Here is a 19,062-nt window from a genome sequence, read left to right as displayed (position 1 = left end):
CTTCTGCAAAAAATCACGGCAGTCGGCGATAGAAGAAGTAGCGGTCTTTCTCGATATGGTCGAGGACCGGTAACGGCTCGAGTGCTTCGTGTTCGAGCGGCAAGCCACTGAGCGCATAGCCCTCAGGCCGCAACATCCCCGCCACCATATCCGGCAGCCAGGTGAGTGTGACCGCATCCCGCTCGGGATAGCCGGTGCCGATATCGGCATGGACGAAGGCCGCACCGCAGCCAATGAAGGCCTGACCGGTCTGGTCGATTTCCCCCAGGATCAGGTCGCCCTCCTGCGGAATCGAGCTGCTATGCGCGCCCAATTGCCGGTCGAAGGCGACGATGCGGCGACCGGTGAAATTCTCCCGCAAATGACTGAAGGTCCGGCCATTGCCAAGGCCGATTTCCAGCACCGGCCCGTCGGGCAGGGGATAGGCGTCGCGGATATGGTTCAAGAGATCGCGCTGAGCGCTCATACGGTTGATGAAACTATCGAGACGGCTCATGGGATCACGCTTTCACAATCGTGTGGCCTGCGGCCTGATCGGCAATGCTGCGGCGGGCAAGGGCGTTGCGGGTATCGATGATCAGCGGACACCAGTCGGCCAATTGCTGGTAATCGACAGTGTCATGGTCTGTGGCGATCAGCACCGCATCGAAGGCGGCGAGGCTTTCCTCGTTCCAGGTGATGCTGCGACGGCCTTTCAAATGGCTATATTCGCGGGTTTTCGGAATTTCGGGCAGGAATGGGTCGAAATAGGCGACCTCGGCGCCGCGTTCCAGAATAAGCTCCATCAGCCGTAGTGACGGGCTTTCCCTGATATCTGGAACGTTTTTCTTGTAGGCCAGACCCAGGATCAGCACGCGCGACCGGCTCAGCGCTTTGCCCGCCTTGCGGTCCAGCGCTTCGGCCAGCCTGGAGACGACGTGATGCGGCATGGACGTGTTGATCTCGCCCGCCAGCTCGATGAACCGGGTCGGCTGGTCGTATTGGCGCGATTTCCAGGTCAGGTAAAACGGATCGATGGGAATGCAGTGGCCGCCAAGGCCTGGGCCGGGATAAAACGGCATATAGCCGAAGGGCTTGGTCTTGGCGGCGTCGATCACCTCCCAGACATCGATGCCCATGGCGTCATAGACCAGCTTCAATTCATTGACCAAGGCGATATTGACGGCGCGGAAGATGTTTTCGGTCAGCTTGACGGCTTCCGCTGTCGCCGTCGAGGAGACGGGCACCACGGTTTTGACCACCGCACCATAAAAGGCCGCCATCAAGGCCGATGCGTCGGGACCATCACCGGCGATGATCTTCGGAATGGTCGAGGTTTCAAATTCGCGATTGCCGGGATCTTCCCGTTCCGGGGAAAAACCGAGGAAGAAATGCTCTCCGGCCCGCAGTTCCGAATGTTCGAGGATCGGCTTCACTACTTCCTGCGTGGTGCCGGGATAGGTGGTGGATTCCAGCACGATCAGTTGTCCGGGCCTGAGCGACTTGGCAATCTGGCGGCAGGTGTTTTCCACATAGGACAGGTCAGGGTCACGGTTCTTGGTCAGTGGCGTCGGCACGCAGATGGCGATCACGTCATAATCGGCAAGCGCCAGAAAGTCCGAGGTGGCAGAAAAGCGGCCCGCCGCGCATTCTTCGCGCAGAATATGTTCTGGCACGGCCTCGATATAGCTTGTCCCGGCTTCGATGGCGTCGATCTTGGCGGCGTCGATATCAAAGCCCATCACCGTGAATCCGGCCTTGGCAATGCTGATACCCAACGGCAGGCCGACATAGCCGAGGCCGATCACCGCTGCCTTGGCGCGGCGGGACTGGATGGCGGACAGCAATTCGGCGGCAACGGGATGATGGGACATGGTGGGATAAAGCTCCGCAGGCGATTTCAATACCGGCTTCAGTTGCGGTCCGCATGATGGGATGTCAAGGGTGCGCGATGATCTTGTCGGGCAATGTTGATCGGCTGTGATTGGTGACGAGAAATCTGCCTCTGCCTCTTGCAACAGCCTGCGGACTGCGCACATGTCCCTGCATGACGATGAGGCTGCCCATGAAAATCGGCTTTTACGCGCCGCTGAAATCCCCCGACCACCCGGTCCCATCCGGCGACCGGCTGATGGCGCGCCTCCTGCTGCGGGCCTTGCGGCTGGCGGGCCATGATGTCACCGTGGCGTCTGATCTGCGCAGTTTCCATGCGACGCCGGAGACGGTTCTGCCGGATCTGGCCCAGGCGGCGGAGGAAGAGATCGAGCGGCTGGCCGGGCTTTATCAGCGCCAGGGCAAGCCGGATCTGTGGTTTTGCTATCACCCGTATTACAAGGCGCCGGACCTGATCGGGCCGCCGCTTTGCCGACGGTTCGCCATCCCCTATGTCACGGCGGAGGCCTCCTATTCGCAGCGGCGCAATCTGGGCGTCTGGGCTGGTTTTCAGGACAGGTTGCTGGAGACGATCAGGAGTGCCGCTGTCAATCTCTGCCTGACAGCGCGGGATATGCAGGGCTTGCAGGCAGCTGTGCCACAAGCCCGGCTGGCTCGGCTGACGCCATTTATCGATGCGCAGGCCTTTCTTGCCCGCCCGCAGCAGTCAGAGCAGCATGTGTTGGCAACCGTGGCGATGATGCGCCCCGGCGATAAGATGAGCAGCTATGGCGCGCTGGCCAAAGCGCTGGAGCTGCTGCCCGATCTTGCCTGGCGGCTAAAAGTGGTTGGGGATGGACCCTGCGGGGCCGAGGTTCGGGCGCTGTTTTCCGGCTTTCCGCCTGATAGGGTCGAATTCTTGGGCGAGCAACCGCCGCAAGTCGTCGCCGAGATCTTATCGACCGCATCGGTCTATGTCTGGCCGGGCCATGGCGAGGCCTATGGCCTTGCCTATCTGGAGGCGCAGGCGGCAGGACTGCCGGTTGTGGCCGAGGCCGTGGCAGGCGTGCCGGAAGTGGTTTCGCCTGATATCACCGGATTTTTAACGCCGCCCGGCGATGCGCCTGCCTATGCTAAAGCTATAGCGACCCTGCTGACCGATGCGTCAAAGCGCCAGACAATGGCGCAAGCGGCCCGCCAGATGGTCGAGCAGGATCGCTCGATTGAGGCGGCCAGCGCCCGGCTTTCCGCCCTGCTGGAACAGTGTCTGGGCGATAGTGCTAAACTGGAATCGGAAGGCGAAAGTCATAATGTCTGAAATTCTCTTGAGGCAGCGCCTCGATGATCTCGCCGCCCAGGGAAAGACGGTCAAACTCTGGCTGCGCGATGACGATGCGGTCGAGCCCAGCGAGCCGCTGGAGACTTTGCTGGCACTTGCCCGCCGCTTCCAGATACCGCTGACGCTGGCGGTCATTCCCGAGCCGACCAGTGCAGCGCTGGCCGGATTGCTGCAGGCAGAAACCCTTGCCACCATCGCCGTGCATGGTTGGAACCACCAGAGCCATGCTGGTCCAGGTGAAAAAAACCAGGAACTAGGGGCGCATCGTCCGGCGGCAATCGTCCTGGACGAGCTGCGCCAGGGATTGGCCAAGCTGCGCGGACTTTACGGCGAACAGCTGCTGCCGATGCTGGTGCCGCCCTGGAACCGGATCGACAAGGCTTTGCTGCCAGCGCTGCCCGGCCTCGGTTTTACGGCGCTGTCGGTGTTTGGCCGGGAGAAGCGCATAGATACTCTAACCCTTCTCAACACCCATGTGGATGTGATGGATTGGCACGGGACGCGCGGTGGGCGGGATGCCGATATCCTGTTTGCGGAACTGGCTGCCTATCTGGAGCCCGAAGCTGAACCTTTACAGGCCATCGGCATCCTCACCCATCATCTGGTTCATGACCAAGCGGTCTGGGATTTCCTGACGCGGCTGTTCGCTCTGACTGCCACCCATCCAGCCTGCCGCTGGGAAAGTGCGCGGACATTGCTTCAGCGGCAGGCATAAGCACCTACCAGGATTTCCAGCCGATCAGCAGGCCGCCATCGGTGGTCAGGGCTGTATCCCGTGCCGCCTCCACCTCGGCAAACGGCGCGCCGCGTTGCAGATTGGCGGCAATGAGGCTCGCATCGGGAACGGTAAAGCTGGTGCCTCGAAACACCACGGTCATCAGCAGCGGCCCGGTCGACCACCAGGCGGGGGCATCCGGCAGCAGCGCCATGGCCTGCGGCATGGCCTCGATAATCCGCGCAAAGACCGGATGGCCGGGCGGGCTGGCGATGAAGGAATTGGTCATCAGCAGGCTGCCGAGGCCGGTCTGGCGCGGCGTGTCTTCGGCAAGGGCGGCAAGCCCGACCAGAGACAGACAATCGGCAAAGCTGATATGGTCACGGGCCGGATACCAGTCGCAATCAAGGTAAATCCCGCCGAAGTGCTGAAGGATCAGATAGCGCGCCACATCGACAGCGCCGGGATAGTCGCCGCGTGCCAGCATGGCCTTAAAGCTTGGATGCTGGTCAAACCCCTGTGCTTCAAGGTCGGCCTCGCGCCACAGCCGATAGGCAAAGCCATGGCGGGCGCAGTGGGCGGCCCAGGCCTGGCAGGCAGGCGGCAGAGCCAGTGTTCCGAGCCAGATCTGGTGCAGCACTCTTGGTACTGCCTCGCGGTTCAGCGCTGCCATATCCCGCCGCTCATCGCGGCTGAAACGCGAAAAAGGTAAAAGCAGGTCCGGTGGTGGCGCTAGTGTATATTGCAGCCCGGTGACCCGCAGCCGGTCTCCGGCAATCTTGGCAAGCTTCAGATAGGCCGAATGCAGCTTGCGCGGCATACCAAGCGCGGTGTCCGGCCCAAGCCCGGCCTGCGCCAGCAAATCACGGTCGCCAGCCAGGGCATCCAGCATAGTCTTTGCCGCCTCTAGCTCGCGCTTTTTGGCAAGCTCCAGGCTTTGGGCAATTATGGCGCGACTTTTCAGTCTCGGGGGTAAGTCTTGGCTCACGATGACAGGTCCATTTTATCAGTCTTCTGACCTACCGATAAAAAACTGACATGTGCAAGCCGTAAAGCCATGTCCGGGTCGCGATTGAAGCATGTGTGTCAGCGATAGACATCAATGATTTGCTAAGATACGGTGGCTACAAAGTCATAAGACGGGTTGGGAAAAGTGACGCATGGCAGAATGCGCAGATCTGCTTTATGTGGATAATATCAGTGTGTCTTTTCCCCTGTTGGGCGCAAGCATCCAGGCGGTCAAGTCTTTCAGCATGACGCTGCAGCCCGGCAAGGTTACGGCGCTGGTCGGTGAATCCGGGTCGGGTAAATCCGTGCTTGGACGCTCGATCATGGGGATCGAATCCAACTTGGCGCAGATCAATGGCCGGGTTGTTTTTAATGATCCGCAAAAGGCAGCCCAGGTCGATCTGCTGTCTTTGCCCTATGATGGTCGCCAGATCCGCCAGATTCGCGGCAACCGGATTGGCATGATCTTCCAGGAGCCGATGACCTCGTTTTCGCCGGTCCATACCGTCGGCAACCAGATCGAGGAAGTGTTGCGGGTCCACACCACGTTCTCGCCGCGCGAACGCCAGGAACGGCTGGAGGAAATGCTGGGGCTGGTCGGGTTCAACGACCCGGCCCGTGTGGCGACCATGTACCCGTTCGAACTGTCCGGCGGCATGCGCCAGCGGGCGATGATCGCCATGGCGCTGATCTGCAATCCGGCGCTGTTGATTGCCGATGAACCGACCACGGCGCTTGACGTGACCATCCAGGCACAGATCCTCAAGCTCCTGAAAGAATTGCAGGAAAAGCTTGGCATGGCGATCCTGTTGATCACCCATGATCTCGGTGTCGTCGCCAGTCTTGCCGATGAAGTCGTGGTGATCTACCGCGGCGAGGTAATGGAATCCGGTCCGGTCGAAGCAATTTTCAGCGCGCCGCAACATGCCTATACCAAGGGCCTGATGCAGGCGGTGCCGCATTTCGACATGGACCGCAATGAGCGCCTGAAACCACTTCGCGAAATCCACGTCGATACCGGCCGGTTGATGGACAAATGTCGCGTGCCGTCCGGCGGCGACGGCGTGTTGCTTTCGGTGCGCAATATTTTCAAATCCTTCCAGTCCAAGGGGTCAAACGGATTTTTCTCGCGCCCGTCTTCGCCAACTTTGGCCGTCAACGATGTCTCCTTCGATATTTTTCGCGGTGAAACCTTGGGGCTGGTGGGCGAAAGCGGGTGCGGCAAGACCACGCTCAGCAAGATTTTGATGCGCGGCGTCACGGCTGATCACGGCACGGCTGTCTATCATGGCACCGATGGTCCGCTGGATATGCTGAAGGCTGAAGGATCAAAGCTGCAAGACCTGCGCACTCGCATTCAGATGGTGTTCCAGGACCCTGTCTCTTCCCTGTCTCCGCGCATGACCGTGCGCGGCATCATCAGCGAACCCTTGGAAATTCATGATCGTGGCAACCGGGCCGCTCGGCTGGATCTGGTCAACCGGCTGATCCATGCGATTGGCCTGCCTGAGACGGCGCTGGGCCGCTATCCGCATAGTTTTTCCGGCGGTCAGCGGCAGCGGATCGGCATTGCCCGGTCACTGGCGCTCGGGCCGGATCTTGTCATCTGCGATGAGCCGGTTTCGGCACTGGATGTCTCGGTGCAGGCACAAATCCTCAACCTGATGAAGGATTTGAAGAGTGAGCTTGGCCTCACCTATCTGTTCATCTCCCACAATCTGGCCGTGGTGAATTACATGGCCGACCGGGTGGCGGTGATGTATGCGGGCCGTATTGTCGAGATTGCCCCTTGCGAGGTGATCATGCGCGATCCGGTCCATCCCTATACCAAGAAATTGCTGGCGGCGGTGCCGCTGCCCAACCTGGATCATCCGATGGATTTCAACCTGATCGGTGAGCCGTCGCTGGCCGCAAAGAAGAGGTGGGCCAGGCATTTTCACGATGAAGGTGATCCGGCAACGCTTGCCCATGCCGATCTGGGTGGTGGCCATCTGGTTTTGGCCCGCCGTGAGGTGGATGCAAGGGAGTTGCGCTCGTGAGCAGCCATCACCTTACCCGCCGTCGGGCGCTTGCGCTGATGTCCGCCGCTTTTCTGCCGCGTCCGCTTCTGGCGGCGTCTCATCTAGGTGAACCGGAACTTTTGAAAGCCAAGGTCGAGGCTGGCCAACTGCCGCCAATGGCTGAGCGCTTGCCGAAAGTACCGCGCGTCGTGTCCCTTGAAGGGCCTGAGCGGGCTCCGGGGCACTATGGCGGCACGATCCGCATGTTGATCGGCGGCCAGCGCGATATCAGATATATGCCGATCAATTGTTACTGTCGGCTGATCGGCTATGACCTCGCCTTCAATTTCCAGCCGGATCTGCTGGAACGGTTCGAGGTGGTCGAGGAGCGGATCTTTACCTTCCACCTGCGCGACGGCCATCGCTGGTCGGACGGGTCGCCGTTTACGGCAGAGGATTTCCGCTATGTCTGGGAAGACATGTTCCATGACAAGAAGCTTCACAAGGGCGGAATTCCCACGGTCTTCCGGGTCAATGACAAGGAACCGGTCTTTGAGGTGCTGGACGCGCTGACCGTTCGTTATACCTGGGAGGATCCTAATCCGGATTTCCTGGCCGAGCTTGCCGCCCCGACCGCAACGCGTCTGATGATGCCCGGCGCCTATCTCAAGCAGTTCCACCATAAATACCAGACCAAGGAAAAGCTGGAGGAACTGGCGAAAAGAAACGGCGTGCAGGATTGGGTGGCGCTGCATCAGAAAATGTCGCGCATCGTGCGCCCGGAAAATCCTGACCTGCCGACGCTGGATGCCTGGCTTCCCCGGACTGCGCCGCCATCGGGCCAGTTCATCTTCGAGCGTAATCCCTTCTACCACCGGGTGGACGAGAACGGCTTGCAGCTACCCTATATCGACAAAGTGGTGATGGGCGTTGGTTCTGGCGACCTGATATCAGCCAAGACCGGCACGGGCGAAAGCGATCTGCAATTCACCAATCTGGATTTTGCCGATTATACCTTCCTGAAAAACGCCGAGAAACGCTATCCGATCAAGGTCGATCTGTGGAAGCGCACCCAAGGGGCGCGCATCGCGCTGATGCCCAACCTGAATTGCAAGGATCTGGTCTGGCGTCAGGTGCTGCTCGATGTCCGGGTGCGCCGGGCGCTGTCCCTGGCCATCAACCGCGAAGAAATCAACAAGGCGGTGTTTTTCGGTCTGGCCCAGGCTTCGGCGAATGCGATCCTGCCCGAAAGTCCGCTGTTCAAGCCCGAATACCGCGATGCCTGGGCAGGCTTCGATCCCGATCAGGCCAATGCGCTGTTGGACGAGGCTGGCCTTGAGCGCCCTGACCGGCATGGCCTTCGTCTGTTGCCGGACGGGCGTGAGGCGGTGCTGATTGTCGAGAGCACCGGGGAAAGCTCCTTTGATTCCGACGTGCTGGAGTTGATTACCGATCACTTCCGCAAGATCGGCTTCCGCCTGTTCGTGCATATCTCGCATCGCGAACTGTTTCGCCGCCGCATCACCAATGGCGAAACGGTGATGGCCGTCTGGCAGGGATTGGACAATGGCGTTCCGACCGCCGACATGTCCCCGCGTGAATTGGCGCCGACCAGCGACGACCAGCTGCAATGGCCGCTCTGGGGCCTGCATACGCTGTCGGGCGGTGGCGATGGCCGGGCGCCGGAAATTCCCGAGGCGCGGGCGTTGCTCGACCTGTTTCGGGCCTGGCGGCAGTCCGATCTGCTGGAGGAGCGCACGGCGATCTGGCATGACATGCTGCGGCTCTACACCGATCAGGTCTTTACCATCGGCATCGTCAATTCTGCCTTGCAGCCGGTGGTGAAATCGCGAAAGCTCAGGAACCTGCCGGAAAAAGGCCTGTTCGGCTTCGTCCCGACCTCCCAACTCGGCGTCTATATGCCGGATACATTCTGGTATGATGAGGATGCGACATGATCCGCTATATTCTCTGGCGCATTGCCGTGATGATCCCGACGCTGATCATGATTTCCATGCTGGTGTTCACCATTATCGAATTGCCGCCCGGCGATTACTTCGAAAGCTATGTCGAGGAAATGCGGGCTATCGGCGAAAAGGCCGATTTGCAGGAAATCGAGGATTTGAAGGCCCGCTACGGTTTCGACCAGCCCGCGCCGATCCGCTATTTCAACTGGGTCACTGGCTTCGTGCAGGGCGATTTCGGCTATTCCTTCGAATATCGCATGCCGGTAGCCGATGTGGTGGGAGACCGGGTCTGGCTGACCATCCTGGTCTCGACCGTCACCATCGCGGTCACCTGGCTGCTGGCCTTTCCAATCGGCATTTATTCGGCCACTCATCAATATAGCTGGGGCGATTACGGGTTGACCCTGCTGGGCCTGATCGGCATCGCCGTGCCAAACTTCATCCTGGCACTTGTCATGATGTATTTCGCCAATATCTGGTTCGGCATCTCCATCGGCCATCTGATGGACCAGCGCTTTCTGGGCCAGGCGATGAGCTGGGACAAGTTCAAGTCTATCCTCGAACATCTATGGATACCGGTGATCATCATTGGCACGGCGGGCACCGCTGGCATGGTGCGCCGTGTCAGGGCCAATCTGCTGGATGAGCTGCACAAGCAATATGTGATGACGGCGCGCGCCAAGGGGCTGCATCCGTTTCGAGTGTTGATCAAATATCCGCTGCGCATGTCGTTGAATTTCTTCATTTCCGATATCGGCTCGATCCTGCCGACGATTATTTCCGGGGCTGAAATTACCGCCGTCGTGCTGTCTCTGGAAACCACCGGCCCGATGCTGATCCGGGCGCTTCAGGATCAGGACATGTATCTGGCCGGGTCGTTCCTGATGTTCCTGGCGGTGCTGACGGTGATCGGCGTGCTGATTTCGGATATTGCGCTGGCGCTGCTTGATCCGCGTATCCGTTTGCAGGGAGGGCGCAGCAAATGAGCGATCCGCGAATGCCATCCTCCGGCTCTGCCTCTGGCGCCTTGGCGCATTACGTGTCGCCAGCTCCGTTTGACCCTTATGCGATTGAGGATGAGGCAACATCCCGGCGTTCTCCGGTTGATCAGGCCTCGCAATTCCGCCTGACCTGGTGGCGGTTCAAGCGGCACAAACTGGCCTATTATTCCGGCATTCTGTTGTTGACGGCCTATCTGATGATTGTCGTCATCGAGTTTTTAGCGCCCTACAACGTCCATAGCCGCAATGTCGACCGGATCTATGCGCCACCGCAAGCCGTGCATCTGTTCGATGAAAACGGTTTTGTCGGGCCTTTCGTCTATGGCCGGACGATGTCGCTGGATATGGACACATTGAAACGGGTTTATACCGAAGATCCGCAACAAGTGCAGAAGCTGCGGTTTTTCTGCCGGGGCGACAGCTATCGTTTCTGGGGTCTGGTGGACAGCGATCTGCATCTGGTCTGCCCGGCGGAAGGTGGAAATTTCTTCCTGCTCGGCACCGACCGGTTGGGGCGTGACGTGCTGTCGCGTATTCTCTACGGCGCCCGGATTTCGCTGACCATCGGTCTTCTGGGCGTGATGACCAGTTTCGTGCTTGGCATCGTCATCGGCGGGCTGGCTGGCTATTGGGGCGGCTGGTTCGACATGGTCGTGCAGCGCATTACCGAAGTGCTGCATTCCATTCCCAGCATTCCGCTGTGGCTGGCGCTGGCGGCGATCATGCCGCCGGACTGGAGCCCTCTGCTGGTCTATCTCGGCATCACCTTCATTCTCGGCCTGTTGGACTGGACGGGGCTGGCGCGGGCGGTGCGCTCCAAGCTGCTGGCGCTGCGCGAAGAAGATTACGTGCTGGCCGCCCAGATGATGGGATCGGGCAGCGCCCGCATCATCGGTCGTCATCTTATTCCCGGCTTCATGTCACATCTGATTGCCAGCGCGACGCTGACAATTCCCGGCATGATCCTCGGCGAAACAACCCTGAGTTTTCTAGGGCTTGGCCTTCGTCCACCAATTACCAGCTGGGGTGTGTTGCTGACAGAGGCCCGCTCGGTCAATGTGATCGCACTTTATCCTTGGCTGCTGTTCCCGGTTGTTCCCGTCATCGTGATCATTCTTGCCTTCAATTTTCTAGGGGATGGTCTTAGGGATGCGGCAGATCCATATAAGTGATCGCTGTATACGGGAACGGCGACCTTTACCCATGCCCATGGCTGTTGCTCAGTCCGTCCGGATTGACTGATCCATGCAGTGACATTTCTTGGAGAGACTGACCACATGTCGAGACGTCTGGGGCAAGCCCGCATCCTCATGTACAGCCATGACACGTTCGGTCTTGGCCATTTGCGCCGCTGCCGCACCATTGCCCATTCGCTGGTGGAGGATTATCGCGGTCTGCAAGTGCTGATTATTTCAGGCGCGACGATTGCCGGTGCCTTCGATTATCGTGCCCGGGTGGATTTCGTCAAAATTCCCAGCGTCATCAAGCTGCGCAATGGCGAATATACCTCGATGGACCGCCATATCGACCTGCATGAAACGTTGAAAATGCGCCAGTCGATCATCCGCCACACGGCGGAAAGTTTCGAGCCGGACATGTTCATCATCGACAAGGAACCGCTTGGCCTGCGCGGCGAGGTGGAGGACACGCTGACCTATCTGAAGACCCGTGGCACGAAACTGGTGCTTGGTCTGCGCGATGTGATGGATGCGCCGCATCTTCTGGAAGCGGAATGGAAGCGCAATGACGTGCTGACGAAGATCGCCCGGCTCTATGACGATGTCTGGGTCTATGGGCCGCCGGATTTCTACGATCCGCTGACCGGCATCGACGCGCCTCCGGCCCTGCGTTCGAAAATGCGTTTCGTCGGTTTCCTGCAACGCAATGCCCTGACGGGAACCCGGTCCGATCACTCGCCCCAGGAAGATTATCTGCTGGTGACGACCGGTGGTGGTGGCGATGGTGGCGATCTGGTGCGCGATGTCATTGCCGCCTATCAGGCCGATCCGACGCTGGACCAGCAGGCCCTGGTGGTGCTGGGACCTTATATGCCTGCCGACTTGCGGCAGAAATTCATGGAGGCGGGATCGCGCCATCCAAAGCTGACGATGATCGAATTCGACAACCGCATGGAAGACCTGATCGCTGGTGCCAAGGCGGTGGTGGCCATGGGCGGCTATAATACCTATTGTGAAATCCTGTCCTTCGATAAGCCCGCCCTGATCGTGCCGCGCACCGAGCCGCGCGAGGAACAGTTGATCCGCGCCACCCGCGCTTGCGAACTGGGCCTGGTCAGCATGGTCCTGCCTGACCAATCCAGCGATAGCATGGCGTTTGCCCAGGCGATCAAGGCCGTGTTGAAACGCGATCCGCCCTCGGTCAGTGCGCCGGGCATGCATCTGGAAGGCTTGCCGACCATTTCCCGCATCGTTGCCGACTGTCTGGAGGAGCGCGGTGCCGGACGTCTCTCGGTGGTGCAAGGGTAAGATCGTGCCGCAACCAAGAAAGATCGTCGTTTTACTGAAAGGCTATCCGCGCCTGTCGGAAACCTTTATCGCCCAGGAATTGCTGGGCCTGGAGCAGGCCGGCTTTGCGCTGGAACTGGTGGCCATGCGCCGCCCGACCGACAAGAAGAGGCATCCGGTCCATGATGAGATCCAGGCACCGGTGCATTATCTGCCGGAATATCTGCATGAAGAGCCGGGACGCGTGCTCAAAGCCCTATGGGCCGTGCGGCTTCTGCCCGGCTTTCGTCCGGTTCTCACGCAGTTTTTCAAGGATCTGCGGCGCGATTTCTCCCGCAACCGGTTTCGCCGTCTGGGTCAGGCCATGGTGCTGGTGGCCGAATGGCCGGGCAAGGCGGATTGGCTGCATGCGCATTTCATCCACACGCCCGCCTCGGTCGCCTTTTATGCCAGCCTGCTTGGCAGCAGGGGGTTCAGCGTTTCGGCCCATGCCAAGGATATCTGGACATCGGCAAGCTGGGATCTGGCCGACAAGCTGGCCCATGCCGCCTGGGTGGTGACCTGCACGAAAGTCGGTTTCGACCGGTTGAGCGCTTTGGCCGATGGACACGGCAGCGTCCATTTGAGCTATCACGGGCTCGACCTTGATCGGTTTCCGCATTTCGAGGGTGTGCGTCCGGCGCGCGACGGTTCCGGTGATCCGCTGCGGTTGCTATCGGTTGGCCGCGCGGTGAAAAAGAAGGGCTATGATGTGCTGTTGCGGGCGCTCGCCGCACTTCCAGCCGATCTCAACTGGCACTTTACCCATATCGGCGGCGGTGACGAACTGGTCCGGTTGCAGGCCTTGGCGGATCAGCTTGGCATTGCCGGTCGCATCACCTGGAAAGGCGCGATGGACCAGCGCGATGTGCTGACCCATTACCGCGACAGCGATCTTTTTACGCTCGCCTGCCGGATCACTGCCGATGGCGACCGCGACGGCCTGCCGAATGTGCTGGTGGAGGCCGCAAGTCAGGGGTTGATGCCGGTCAGCACCACGGTCTCGGGCATATCCGAACTGTTTATAACAGGCGAAAACGGACTGCTGGTGGAGCCTGATGATGCGCAGGCGCTGGCTTTGGCGCTGGAGAAGGCCATGCGCGATCCGGCCTTGCGCGCCCGTCTCGGGGCCGCCGCCGAGGGCAAAGTGCGGCGGGATTTCGATTACCGCAACAGCATCCGCGACCTGACGGACTTGTTTTCTGGCCGTCAATAAGCACTTGCATAGGGTCTGGTTTCAGGAAATATGCCTTTGACGTCGCGTGATGCATCCCTTGCGTCTCGCCATTCTGTGAAAAGCAGAAATGTCCCCAGGAGCAAACGTACATGACTCTTCGCCCGAAACGGGTTTTCTTTTATGTGCAGCATTTGCTCGGTATCGGCCATCTGGCCCGAGCCAGCCGATTGGCCGAGGCTATGGTGGAGGCCGGATTGTCGGTAACGCTGGTGACGGGCGGAACGTCGGTCAAGGGCTTTCCGGGACCGGGTATCGAGCATGTGCAATTGCCTGCCGTTCTCTCAGCCACAGGCTTTTCCGGTCTGGTCGATAGTGAAGGCAAGCCGGTTGATGCCAGTTTCGAGACAAGCCGTGCCGCATTGCTGTTGGCGGCCTTCGAGGCGGTTCGCCCGGATGTTGTGATCATCGAGGCTTTTCCGTTTGGTCGCCGGCAGGTGCGCTTCGAGCTTTTGCCGCTGCTGGACGCGATCAAGGCCACGCATCCCAAGCCATTGCTGCTGAGTTCAGTGCGCGATATTTTGCAGGAAAATCGCAAGCCCGGCCGCGACAAGGAAACCGTCAAGCTGGTGCAGGACCATTTCGATGGCGTTCTCGTGCATGGCGATCCGCAATTCGTCGAGCTGCAAGAGACGTTTCCGCTGGCAAAAACCATTCATGACAAGCTGCATTATACCGGCCTGGTTGCAGCCCCTGAGCCGGAACCGGCAGAAGAGGTCTTCGATATCGTCATCTCGGCGGGGGGAGGGGCGGTCGGTGCCGCCTTGATCGAAGCGGCGCTGGATGCCCGCGACATTCTCGGCGGTGATCTCGGTGAACAGCTGAGCTGGTGCTTGATTACCGGACCCAACTTGCCTGAGGCCGATTACGAGCGCTTTACCCTGCGCGCACCCGGCACTGTCGCACTCTATCGCTTTCGTCCCGATTTTCCGGCCCTTTTGCCCAAGGCCAAGCTCTCCGTTTCGCAAGCGGGATATAATACGGTCTGCGATGTGTTGCGGGCCAGATGTCCGGCGCTGCTGGTGCCATTTGCGACAGGCGGCGAAACCGAGCAGACGGTGCGGGCCGAAAAACTTCAAGCGCTGGGCCTGGCCGTGGTTATCGGCGAGGACGGATTGAATGGCGATGCCATGGCAAAGGCCATCACCAAGGCGCTGAAATTGAAGTTTCCTAAAAAACTGTCTGTTTCGCTGAACGGTGCTGCGGAAACGGCGCGGCTGGTTACGGATTTGGTGGAGCAGAGGCAGGCGGGGTGAGGGGTGCTATGCCTCACATCTCTGATGGATGTGAGGTATTTACTGGCTCTTCAAGCGGAGCATGATTGCTCCGCCCATCACAGCCCAAGCTGGCGATAATGTTCCAAATACCAGTCCATGGTCGCCTTGACGCCGACGTCCAGCGTGGTTGTCGGTTTCTGGCCGGTGAGCGCCACCAGCAGATCAGGGCTGGCGAAGGTGCGTGGCACGTCGCCCTGTTGCATCGGCAGCATTTTACGCTTGGTCGGGCGGCCCATGATGGTCTCGATGGTCTCGATGAAATCCATCAGTGCGATTGGCTGGCCACCGCCGATATTGATGACGCGGAACGGCGCGTTATGGGAGAGCGTATCCAGATTTTCCGGGGTACGTACCCGGTTTTCTTCGCCAGGGGCAATGGTTGAAAGGGCGATGACACTGTCGATCAGGTCGTCGATATAGGTGAAATCGCGGCTCATCTTGCCTTCGCCATAGATCTCGATGGCTTCATCAGCCAGCATGGCCTTCATAAACTTGAAAAGTGCCATATCCGGGCGACCCCAGGGGCCATAGACGGTGAAGAAACGGAAGGCCGTGGTCGGCACTTTGTAGAGATGGGCATAGCTGTGGGCCATCAATTCCATGCCCTTCTTGCTGGCAGCATAGAAGGTCATCGGTTCGTCGGCGCGGTCGGTCTCACGGAAAGGAACCTGCGGATTGGCACCGTAAATCGATGAGGTCGAGGCCAACATCAAATGCCCGATCTGCAATTGCCTGGCGATTTCGACAATGTTCCAGGAGCCGATCAGGTTGGAATCCAGATAGGCTTTCGGGTTCTCAAGACTGTAGCGCACGCCTGCCTGGGCGGCGAGGTGGATGATGACGTCGGGCTTGGCCTGATCCACGGCCCGCTCAAGCGCTGCGCGATCCTCCAGCATGCCAATGACGCCGGTAAAGCTTGGAAACTGAGCAAGAGCAGCGTTGCGGGCTTCTTTCAGTTTCAGATTATAATAGGCGGTCATGCCGTCATAGCCGGTGACGGTATGGCCATCCTGAAGCAGACGACGGGCCAGATGAAAACCGATAAAGCCAGCGGTGCCGGTGATGAAGTAGCGCACGGGAGAACTCACTTTCCAGATGGACGAAGCCGCTGTGTTTAAGGTGCAGCTACCCGTTCAAGTCAAGCGAGTTCTACTGCATAATTCCTCAAATCGGAATCGATTAGAGGAATTATGCAGTAGATATAAAGAGCTACAGCGAACCTTTGTGCGCCAAACAGGGCGCACGGCGCTGTCGTAAAAGCCCGAAACAGGGGTTTAAAATGCGTGAACCGGCGGACTTCCCCACCGGCTCGATCTGTTGAAAGCCTTGATTTTGTTCAGGCGGCTCTGGTCTGCGCCCGGTCTCTTGGGTCGGCACCGAGCTTGAACTGATCGACCAGACCCATCAGCGTATCGGCTTCGTCAGCCAATTGGCGGGTGGCGGCATTGGTTTCCTCGACCATGGCGGCATTGCGCTGGGTCATCTGGTCCATGCCGTTGACGGCGGAATTGACTTCGCCCAAGGCTGTCGACTGATCGCGGCTGGCCAGCGCAATCGCTTCGACGCGCTGTGAAACGCTGACGATTTTCGTCGAAATTTCCGAAAGAACCTCACCGGTGCGCTGTACCAGCTTTGCACCGGCGGCGACTTCCGTGCTCGACGTGTTGATCAGCGCCTTGATATCCTTGGCGGCATTGGCCGAGCGTTGCGCCAGTTCGCGCACTTCCTGGGCAACCACGGCAAAGCCCTTACCCGCTTCTCCGGCACGGGCGGCTTCGACACCGGCGTTCAAGGCCAGAAGGTTGGTCTGGAAGGCGATCTCGTCGATAACATCGATGATCTGGACAATCTGGCCGGAGGCATTCTCGATCCGGCCCATGGCATCGATGGCGCTGGCGACGACCTTGGAGGAGGTATCGGCTGCGGTTTTGGTCTCGGCAACGATGGTGTTGGCGGCCTGGGCCTGTTCGGTCGAGGATTTCACCGTCACGGTGATTTCGTCGACGGCGGCGGCGGTCTGTTCCAGCGATGCGGCCTGTTGTTCGGTGCGTTTGGCCAGGTCGTCGGCGGCAGCGGTCATTTCACCCGCATTGCGCTGGATCATATAGGTATTGGCGCGGATCTGGCGCATCGTGTCCTGAAGGTTTTGCAGCGAGGTGTTGAAATCGACGCGCAATTGTTCGAGGCGGCCGGTAAAAGGCGTATCGATGGTGACGGAGATATCACCGCTGGCCAGCCGCCCCAATCCACCAGCCAGTGCATTGACGGCAAATTCGATCTGCCGGTCGATGGCCTGTTTTTCCGCATCGTTGCGGCGGCGCTCTTCCTCGGCTTCATTACGCTCAGCCTCGCTGCGCTGCTCGATCTCGATCTTCGACAGTGCATTCTGCTTGAACACGCCGAGCGCGCGGGCCATTTCGCCGATTTCATCGACCCGGGCTTCCCCGCTGATGCCGGTGTCCAGCTTGCCCTCGGCCAGGCGGCGCATGGCGGCGGTGATCTGGCCAATCGGGCCTTTGAAGGTGAGAACGAGGCCGATACCGGCAAAAAGCGAAATCAGCAGGCCGAGGGTCATGGCACCAATGGAAATCGAATTGGCGTCACGGCGTTCCTCTCCGGCGCTGACCTTTTGCATTTCGGCAAAAGATGTCAGCTGTTGCCAGATTCGGTCGAGATCGGTGCTGGCGGTCTGGAAATTGGTCTGACGGTCCTGGCTGATCTTGACCAGTTCGGTGCTGGCCTTTTCCATCAGGGCGATGGCGGGTGTCAGCTTGGCTTCAAGCGGCGCATAGAGCCCAAAGGAGCCGGATGTGCCCTTGAGTGCCGCGAGCGCTGTTTTTAACCCGGCAAATTCCTTGCGCAGGCTGGTGAGATTCTGCTCGGTCGGCGCCAGCATGAAGCTGGCGGTGGTGATCTGGAACCTGTAGGCGGCATCGATCAGGCTGCGCCCATCGGTCAAAAGCAGCTGCGCCTTTTCCAGAGGCACGTCCATTTCGCCGAAGCGGGCTGTGGCATCCTTCATCTTCTGCTGCGCGGCAAGGCCGAGATAGGCGGAAAGCTGGGTAAAATTCCGCAGTTTGGTCGCCATGGCTTCCGCCACTTCCGGCGATTTGTCGCCTGCTGTTACCATGTCGCCGAGATCCTTGATGATGGTCTCGATGGTGCGGGCGGCAGATTTGTTCTTTTCCGGCAGGGCAGCGGCCAGGGGTGGCTGGCGGGTCTTCATTTCGGCGAGATTGGCCGCGACGTAGTCGAATTTCTCTTCCGGTGTCGGCAGGCTGCCGAATTTGCGATTGATATCTGTCAGAAAACCGCTGGTCAGCGCTATCTTGTCGGCGTCGCGCAACATCTGCTTGGCGGCGGTCTCGTCAGCCTGGATCGACAAGGTCACTTTCTTCATGGCCTCGGAGAGGTCATTCTGGGCGGCGACAATATTGGCCGTGCCCTGGTTCATATCCTTGATCAGGTTGGCTTCCGTTTCATGCAGCGACCAGAGCGTGCCCATGTGGCTGACGACGCCATCGACGGCAGTCGAAGCTTTTTCAAGCTCGCTTCGGCCATCGGCATTGGTATCGAGTTGATCCAGCGTGCGCTTGAGCACCCGCTGCTGTTCTTTCAGTTTCTCGGTAACCGCATTGCGGCTTTGCTCTGTGGTCTTGTCGAGAAAGTCCGTCATCGCGATAGACACATCGCGAAACCCGCTCAAAGATTGCAACACGCTGTTTGAAATCTCCATCCGGCCTTGAAGCAGGCCGGAGGCATAGAGACCGGTAAAGCCGACCGCGCCGATGGTGACGACGAAGGGAAGGATGAAAATCAACACCTTGGTCTGAATGCGGAAACGCGACAACAAGCGATCTATGAACATGGGTACCAGCTTCTCCAAAGCCATGTCGCCTGGCCGGATACGCGTCTTAGGCGCGTTTGGCTGAGCGATTGAGGCAGCAAATGCAAAGCGATTTCCGGATAAGGACGGCATGTCTTGAGCGGCAAGTCTCTGCCATCGCTGTCCAGAAGCGTGTCAGACCTCTCACAGTCATTGTGCAGGCGCTGGCGGTCAAGCGACATCATCGTCAATCAACGACATTAGGGGGCGTTTGTTAAGATCGACTTAAATTTGGCATTTCCCCCTTTTTATAGAGGGTATATAAGTTTATTGTATATAA

The 19,062-nt window shown here is 59.2% G+C and carries 14 protein-coding genes; 9 read left to right on the top strand and 5 right to left on the bottom strand.

Annotation, left to right across the window (positions count from 1 at the left end):
• Window positions 1–13: 13 nt before the first annotated feature.
• Both G6L01_RS13935 and G6L01_RS13930 read right to left on the bottom strand, forming a co-directional pair.
• The gene (locus G6L01_RS13935; protein ID WP_070166947.1) at window positions 14–496 is read right to left on the bottom strand and encodes a class I SAM-dependent methyltransferase; all 483 of its coding nucleotides are present in this window, start codon (window positions 494–496) and stop codon (window positions 14–16) included.
• Between the two features lie 4 nt (window positions 497–500).
• Complete coding sequence (locus G6L01_RS13930) at window positions 501–1,853, bottom strand: nucleotide sugar dehydrogenase (RefSeq protein ID WP_070167027.1); 1,353 nt, start codon at window positions 1,851–1,853, stop codon at window positions 501–503.
• A 191-nt stretch (window positions 1,854–2,044) separates the two neighbouring features.
• On the opposite strand from G6L01_RS13930, the gene G6L01_RS13925 reads away from it, so the two are divergent.
• Complete coding sequence (locus tag G6L01_RS13925; protein ID WP_174089270.1) at window positions 2,045–3,169, top strand: glycosyltransferase family 4 protein; 1,125 nt, start codon at window positions 2,045–2,047, stop codon at window positions 3,167–3,169.
• On the top strand, window positions 3,162–3,905 hold the full coding sequence (locus G6L01_RS13920; RefSeq protein ID WP_071207285.1) for a polysaccharide deacetylase family protein: 744 nt from the start codon (window positions 3,162–3,164) through the stop codon (window positions 3,903–3,905). Before G6L01_RS13925 ends, G6L01_RS13920 begins: the two co-directional genes overlap by 8 nt.
• A 4-nt stretch (window positions 3,906–3,909) precedes the next feature.
• Here G6L01_RS13920 and G6L01_RS13915 read toward each other — a convergent pair whose 3' ends face one another.
• On the bottom strand, window positions 3,910–4,893 hold the full coding sequence (locus G6L01_RS13915) for a glycosyltransferase family 32 protein (RefSeq protein ID WP_337692707.1): 984 nt from the start codon (window positions 4,891–4,893) through the stop codon (window positions 3,910–3,912).
• Window positions 4,894–5,065: 172 nt separating this feature from the next.
• Between G6L01_RS13915 and G6L01_RS13910 the strand changes: the two genes are divergently transcribed.
• The 7 genes from G6L01_RS13910 to G6L01_RS13880 all read left to right on the top strand — a co-directional run bounded on the left by G6L01_RS13910 (window position 5,066) and on the right by G6L01_RS13880 (window position 14,875).
• The gene (locus tag G6L01_RS13910; protein ID WP_070166944.1) at window positions 5,066–6,952 is read left to right on the top strand and encodes an ABC transporter ATP-binding protein; all 1,887 of its coding nucleotides are present in this window, start codon (window positions 5,066–5,068) and stop codon (window positions 6,950–6,952) included.
• Window positions 6,953–6,990: 38 nt separating this feature from the next.
• Window positions 6,991–8,871, top strand: a complete 1,881-nt coding sequence (locus G6L01_RS13905; protein WP_070167025.1) for an ABC transporter substrate-binding protein — start codon at window positions 6,991–6,993, stop codon at window positions 8,869–8,871.
• Complete coding sequence (locus tag G6L01_RS13900) at window positions 8,868–9,866, top strand: ABC transporter permease (RefSeq protein ID WP_015917251.1); 999 nt, start codon at window positions 8,868–8,870, stop codon at window positions 9,864–9,866. Before G6L01_RS13905 ends, G6L01_RS13900 begins: the two co-directional genes overlap by 4 nt.
• Window positions 9,867–9,877: 11 nt before the next feature.
• Window positions 9,878–11,053: an ABC transporter permease gene (locus G6L01_RS13895; RefSeq protein ID WP_070167024.1), complete on the top strand. Its 1,176-nt coding sequence runs from the start codon at window positions 9,878–9,880 to the stop codon at window positions 11,051–11,053.
• A gap of 105 nt (window positions 11,054–11,158) precedes the next feature.
• The gene (locus tag G6L01_RS13890; protein WP_070166943.1) at window positions 11,159–12,367 is read left to right on the top strand and encodes a glycosyltransferase family protein; all 1,209 of its coding nucleotides are present in this window, start codon (window positions 11,159–11,161) and stop codon (window positions 12,365–12,367) included.
• Window positions 12,368–12,371: 4 nt separating this feature from the next.
• Window positions 12,372–13,601 (top strand): glycosyltransferase, encoded by a 1,230-nt coding sequence (locus tag G6L01_RS13885; protein WP_070166942.1) that lies wholly within the window; start codon window positions 12,372–12,374, stop codon window positions 13,599–13,601.
• 110 nt (window positions 13,602–13,711) lie between these two features.
• The gene (locus G6L01_RS13880) at window positions 13,712–14,875 is read left to right on the top strand and encodes a glycosyltransferase family protein (RefSeq protein ID WP_070166941.1); all 1,164 of its coding nucleotides are present in this window, start codon (window positions 13,712–13,714) and stop codon (window positions 14,873–14,875) included.
• Between the two features lie 77 nt (window positions 14,876–14,952).
• Here G6L01_RS13880 and G6L01_RS13875 read toward each other — a convergent pair whose 3' ends face one another.
• Together G6L01_RS13875 and G6L01_RS13870 are read right to left on the bottom strand one after the other, a co-directional pair.
• The gene (locus G6L01_RS13875) at window positions 14,953–15,972 is read right to left on the bottom strand and encodes an NAD-dependent epimerase/dehydratase family protein (RefSeq protein WP_070166940.1); all 1,020 of its coding nucleotides are present in this window, start codon (window positions 15,970–15,972) and stop codon (window positions 14,953–14,955) included.
• Between the two features lie 260 nt (window positions 15,973–16,232).
• The gene (locus G6L01_RS13870; RefSeq protein WP_070166939.1) at window positions 16,233–18,764 is read right to left on the bottom strand and encodes a methyl-accepting chemotaxis protein; all 2,532 of its coding nucleotides are present in this window, start codon (window positions 18,762–18,764) and stop codon (window positions 16,233–16,235) included.
• Between the last annotated feature and the right edge of the window lie 298 nt (window positions 18,765–19,062).

Origin of the sequence: Agrobacterium vitis, from assembly GCF_013337045.2 — a bacterium.
GTDB classification, from domain to species: Bacteria; Pseudomonadota; Alphaproteobacteria; order Rhizobiales; family Rhizobiaceae; genus Allorhizobium; species Allorhizobium vitis_B.
Note: the sequence above shows the minus strand (reverse complement) of the source record. Positions and strands in the feature narration are given on the sequence as shown.

What these genes read in the sequence shown, in the direction of transcription:
- G6L01_RS13935 (WP_070166947.1), bottom strand. Translation starts at nt 496, where the DNA reads ATGAGCCGTCTCGATAGTTTCATCAACCGTATGAGCGCTCAGCGCGAT.
- G6L01_RS13930 (WP_070167027.1), bottom strand. Translation starts at nt 1,853, where the DNA reads ATGTCCCATCATCCCGTTGCCGCCGAATTGCTGTCCGCCATCCAGTCC.
- G6L01_RS13925 (WP_174089270.1), top strand. Translation starts at nt 2,045, where the DNA reads ATGAAAATCGGCTTTTACGCGCCGCTGAAATCCCCCGACCACCCGGTC.
- G6L01_RS13920 (WP_071207285.1), top strand. Translation starts at nt 3,162, where the DNA reads ATGTCTGAAATTCTCTTGAGGCAGCGCCTCGATGATCTCGCCGCCCAG.
- G6L01_RS13910 (WP_070166944.1), top strand. Translation starts at nt 5,066, where the DNA reads ATGGCAGAATGCGCAGATCTGCTTTATGTGGATAATATCAGTGTGTCT.
- G6L01_RS13905 (WP_070167025.1), top strand. Translation starts at nt 6,991, where the DNA reads ATGTCCGCCGCTTTTCTGCCGCGTCCGCTTCTGGCGGCGTCTCATCTA.
- G6L01_RS13900 (WP_015917251.1), top strand. Translation starts at nt 8,868, where the DNA reads ATGATCCGCTATATTCTCTGGCGCATTGCCGTGATGATCCCGACGCTG.
- G6L01_RS13895 (WP_070167024.1), top strand. Translation starts at nt 9,878, where the DNA reads ATGCCATCCTCCGGCTCTGCCTCTGGCGCCTTGGCGCATTACGTGTCG.
- G6L01_RS13890 (WP_070166943.1), top strand. Translation starts at nt 11,159, where the DNA reads ATGTCGAGACGTCTGGGGCAAGCCCGCATCCTCATGTACAGCCATGAC.
- G6L01_RS13880 (WP_070166941.1), top strand. Translation starts at nt 13,712, where the DNA reads ATGACTCTTCGCCCGAAACGGGTTTTCTTTTATGTGCAGCATTTGCTC.
- G6L01_RS13870 (WP_070166939.1), bottom strand. Translation starts at nt 18,764, where the DNA reads ATGTTCATAGATCGCTTGTTGTCGCGTTTCCGCATTCAGACCAAGGTG.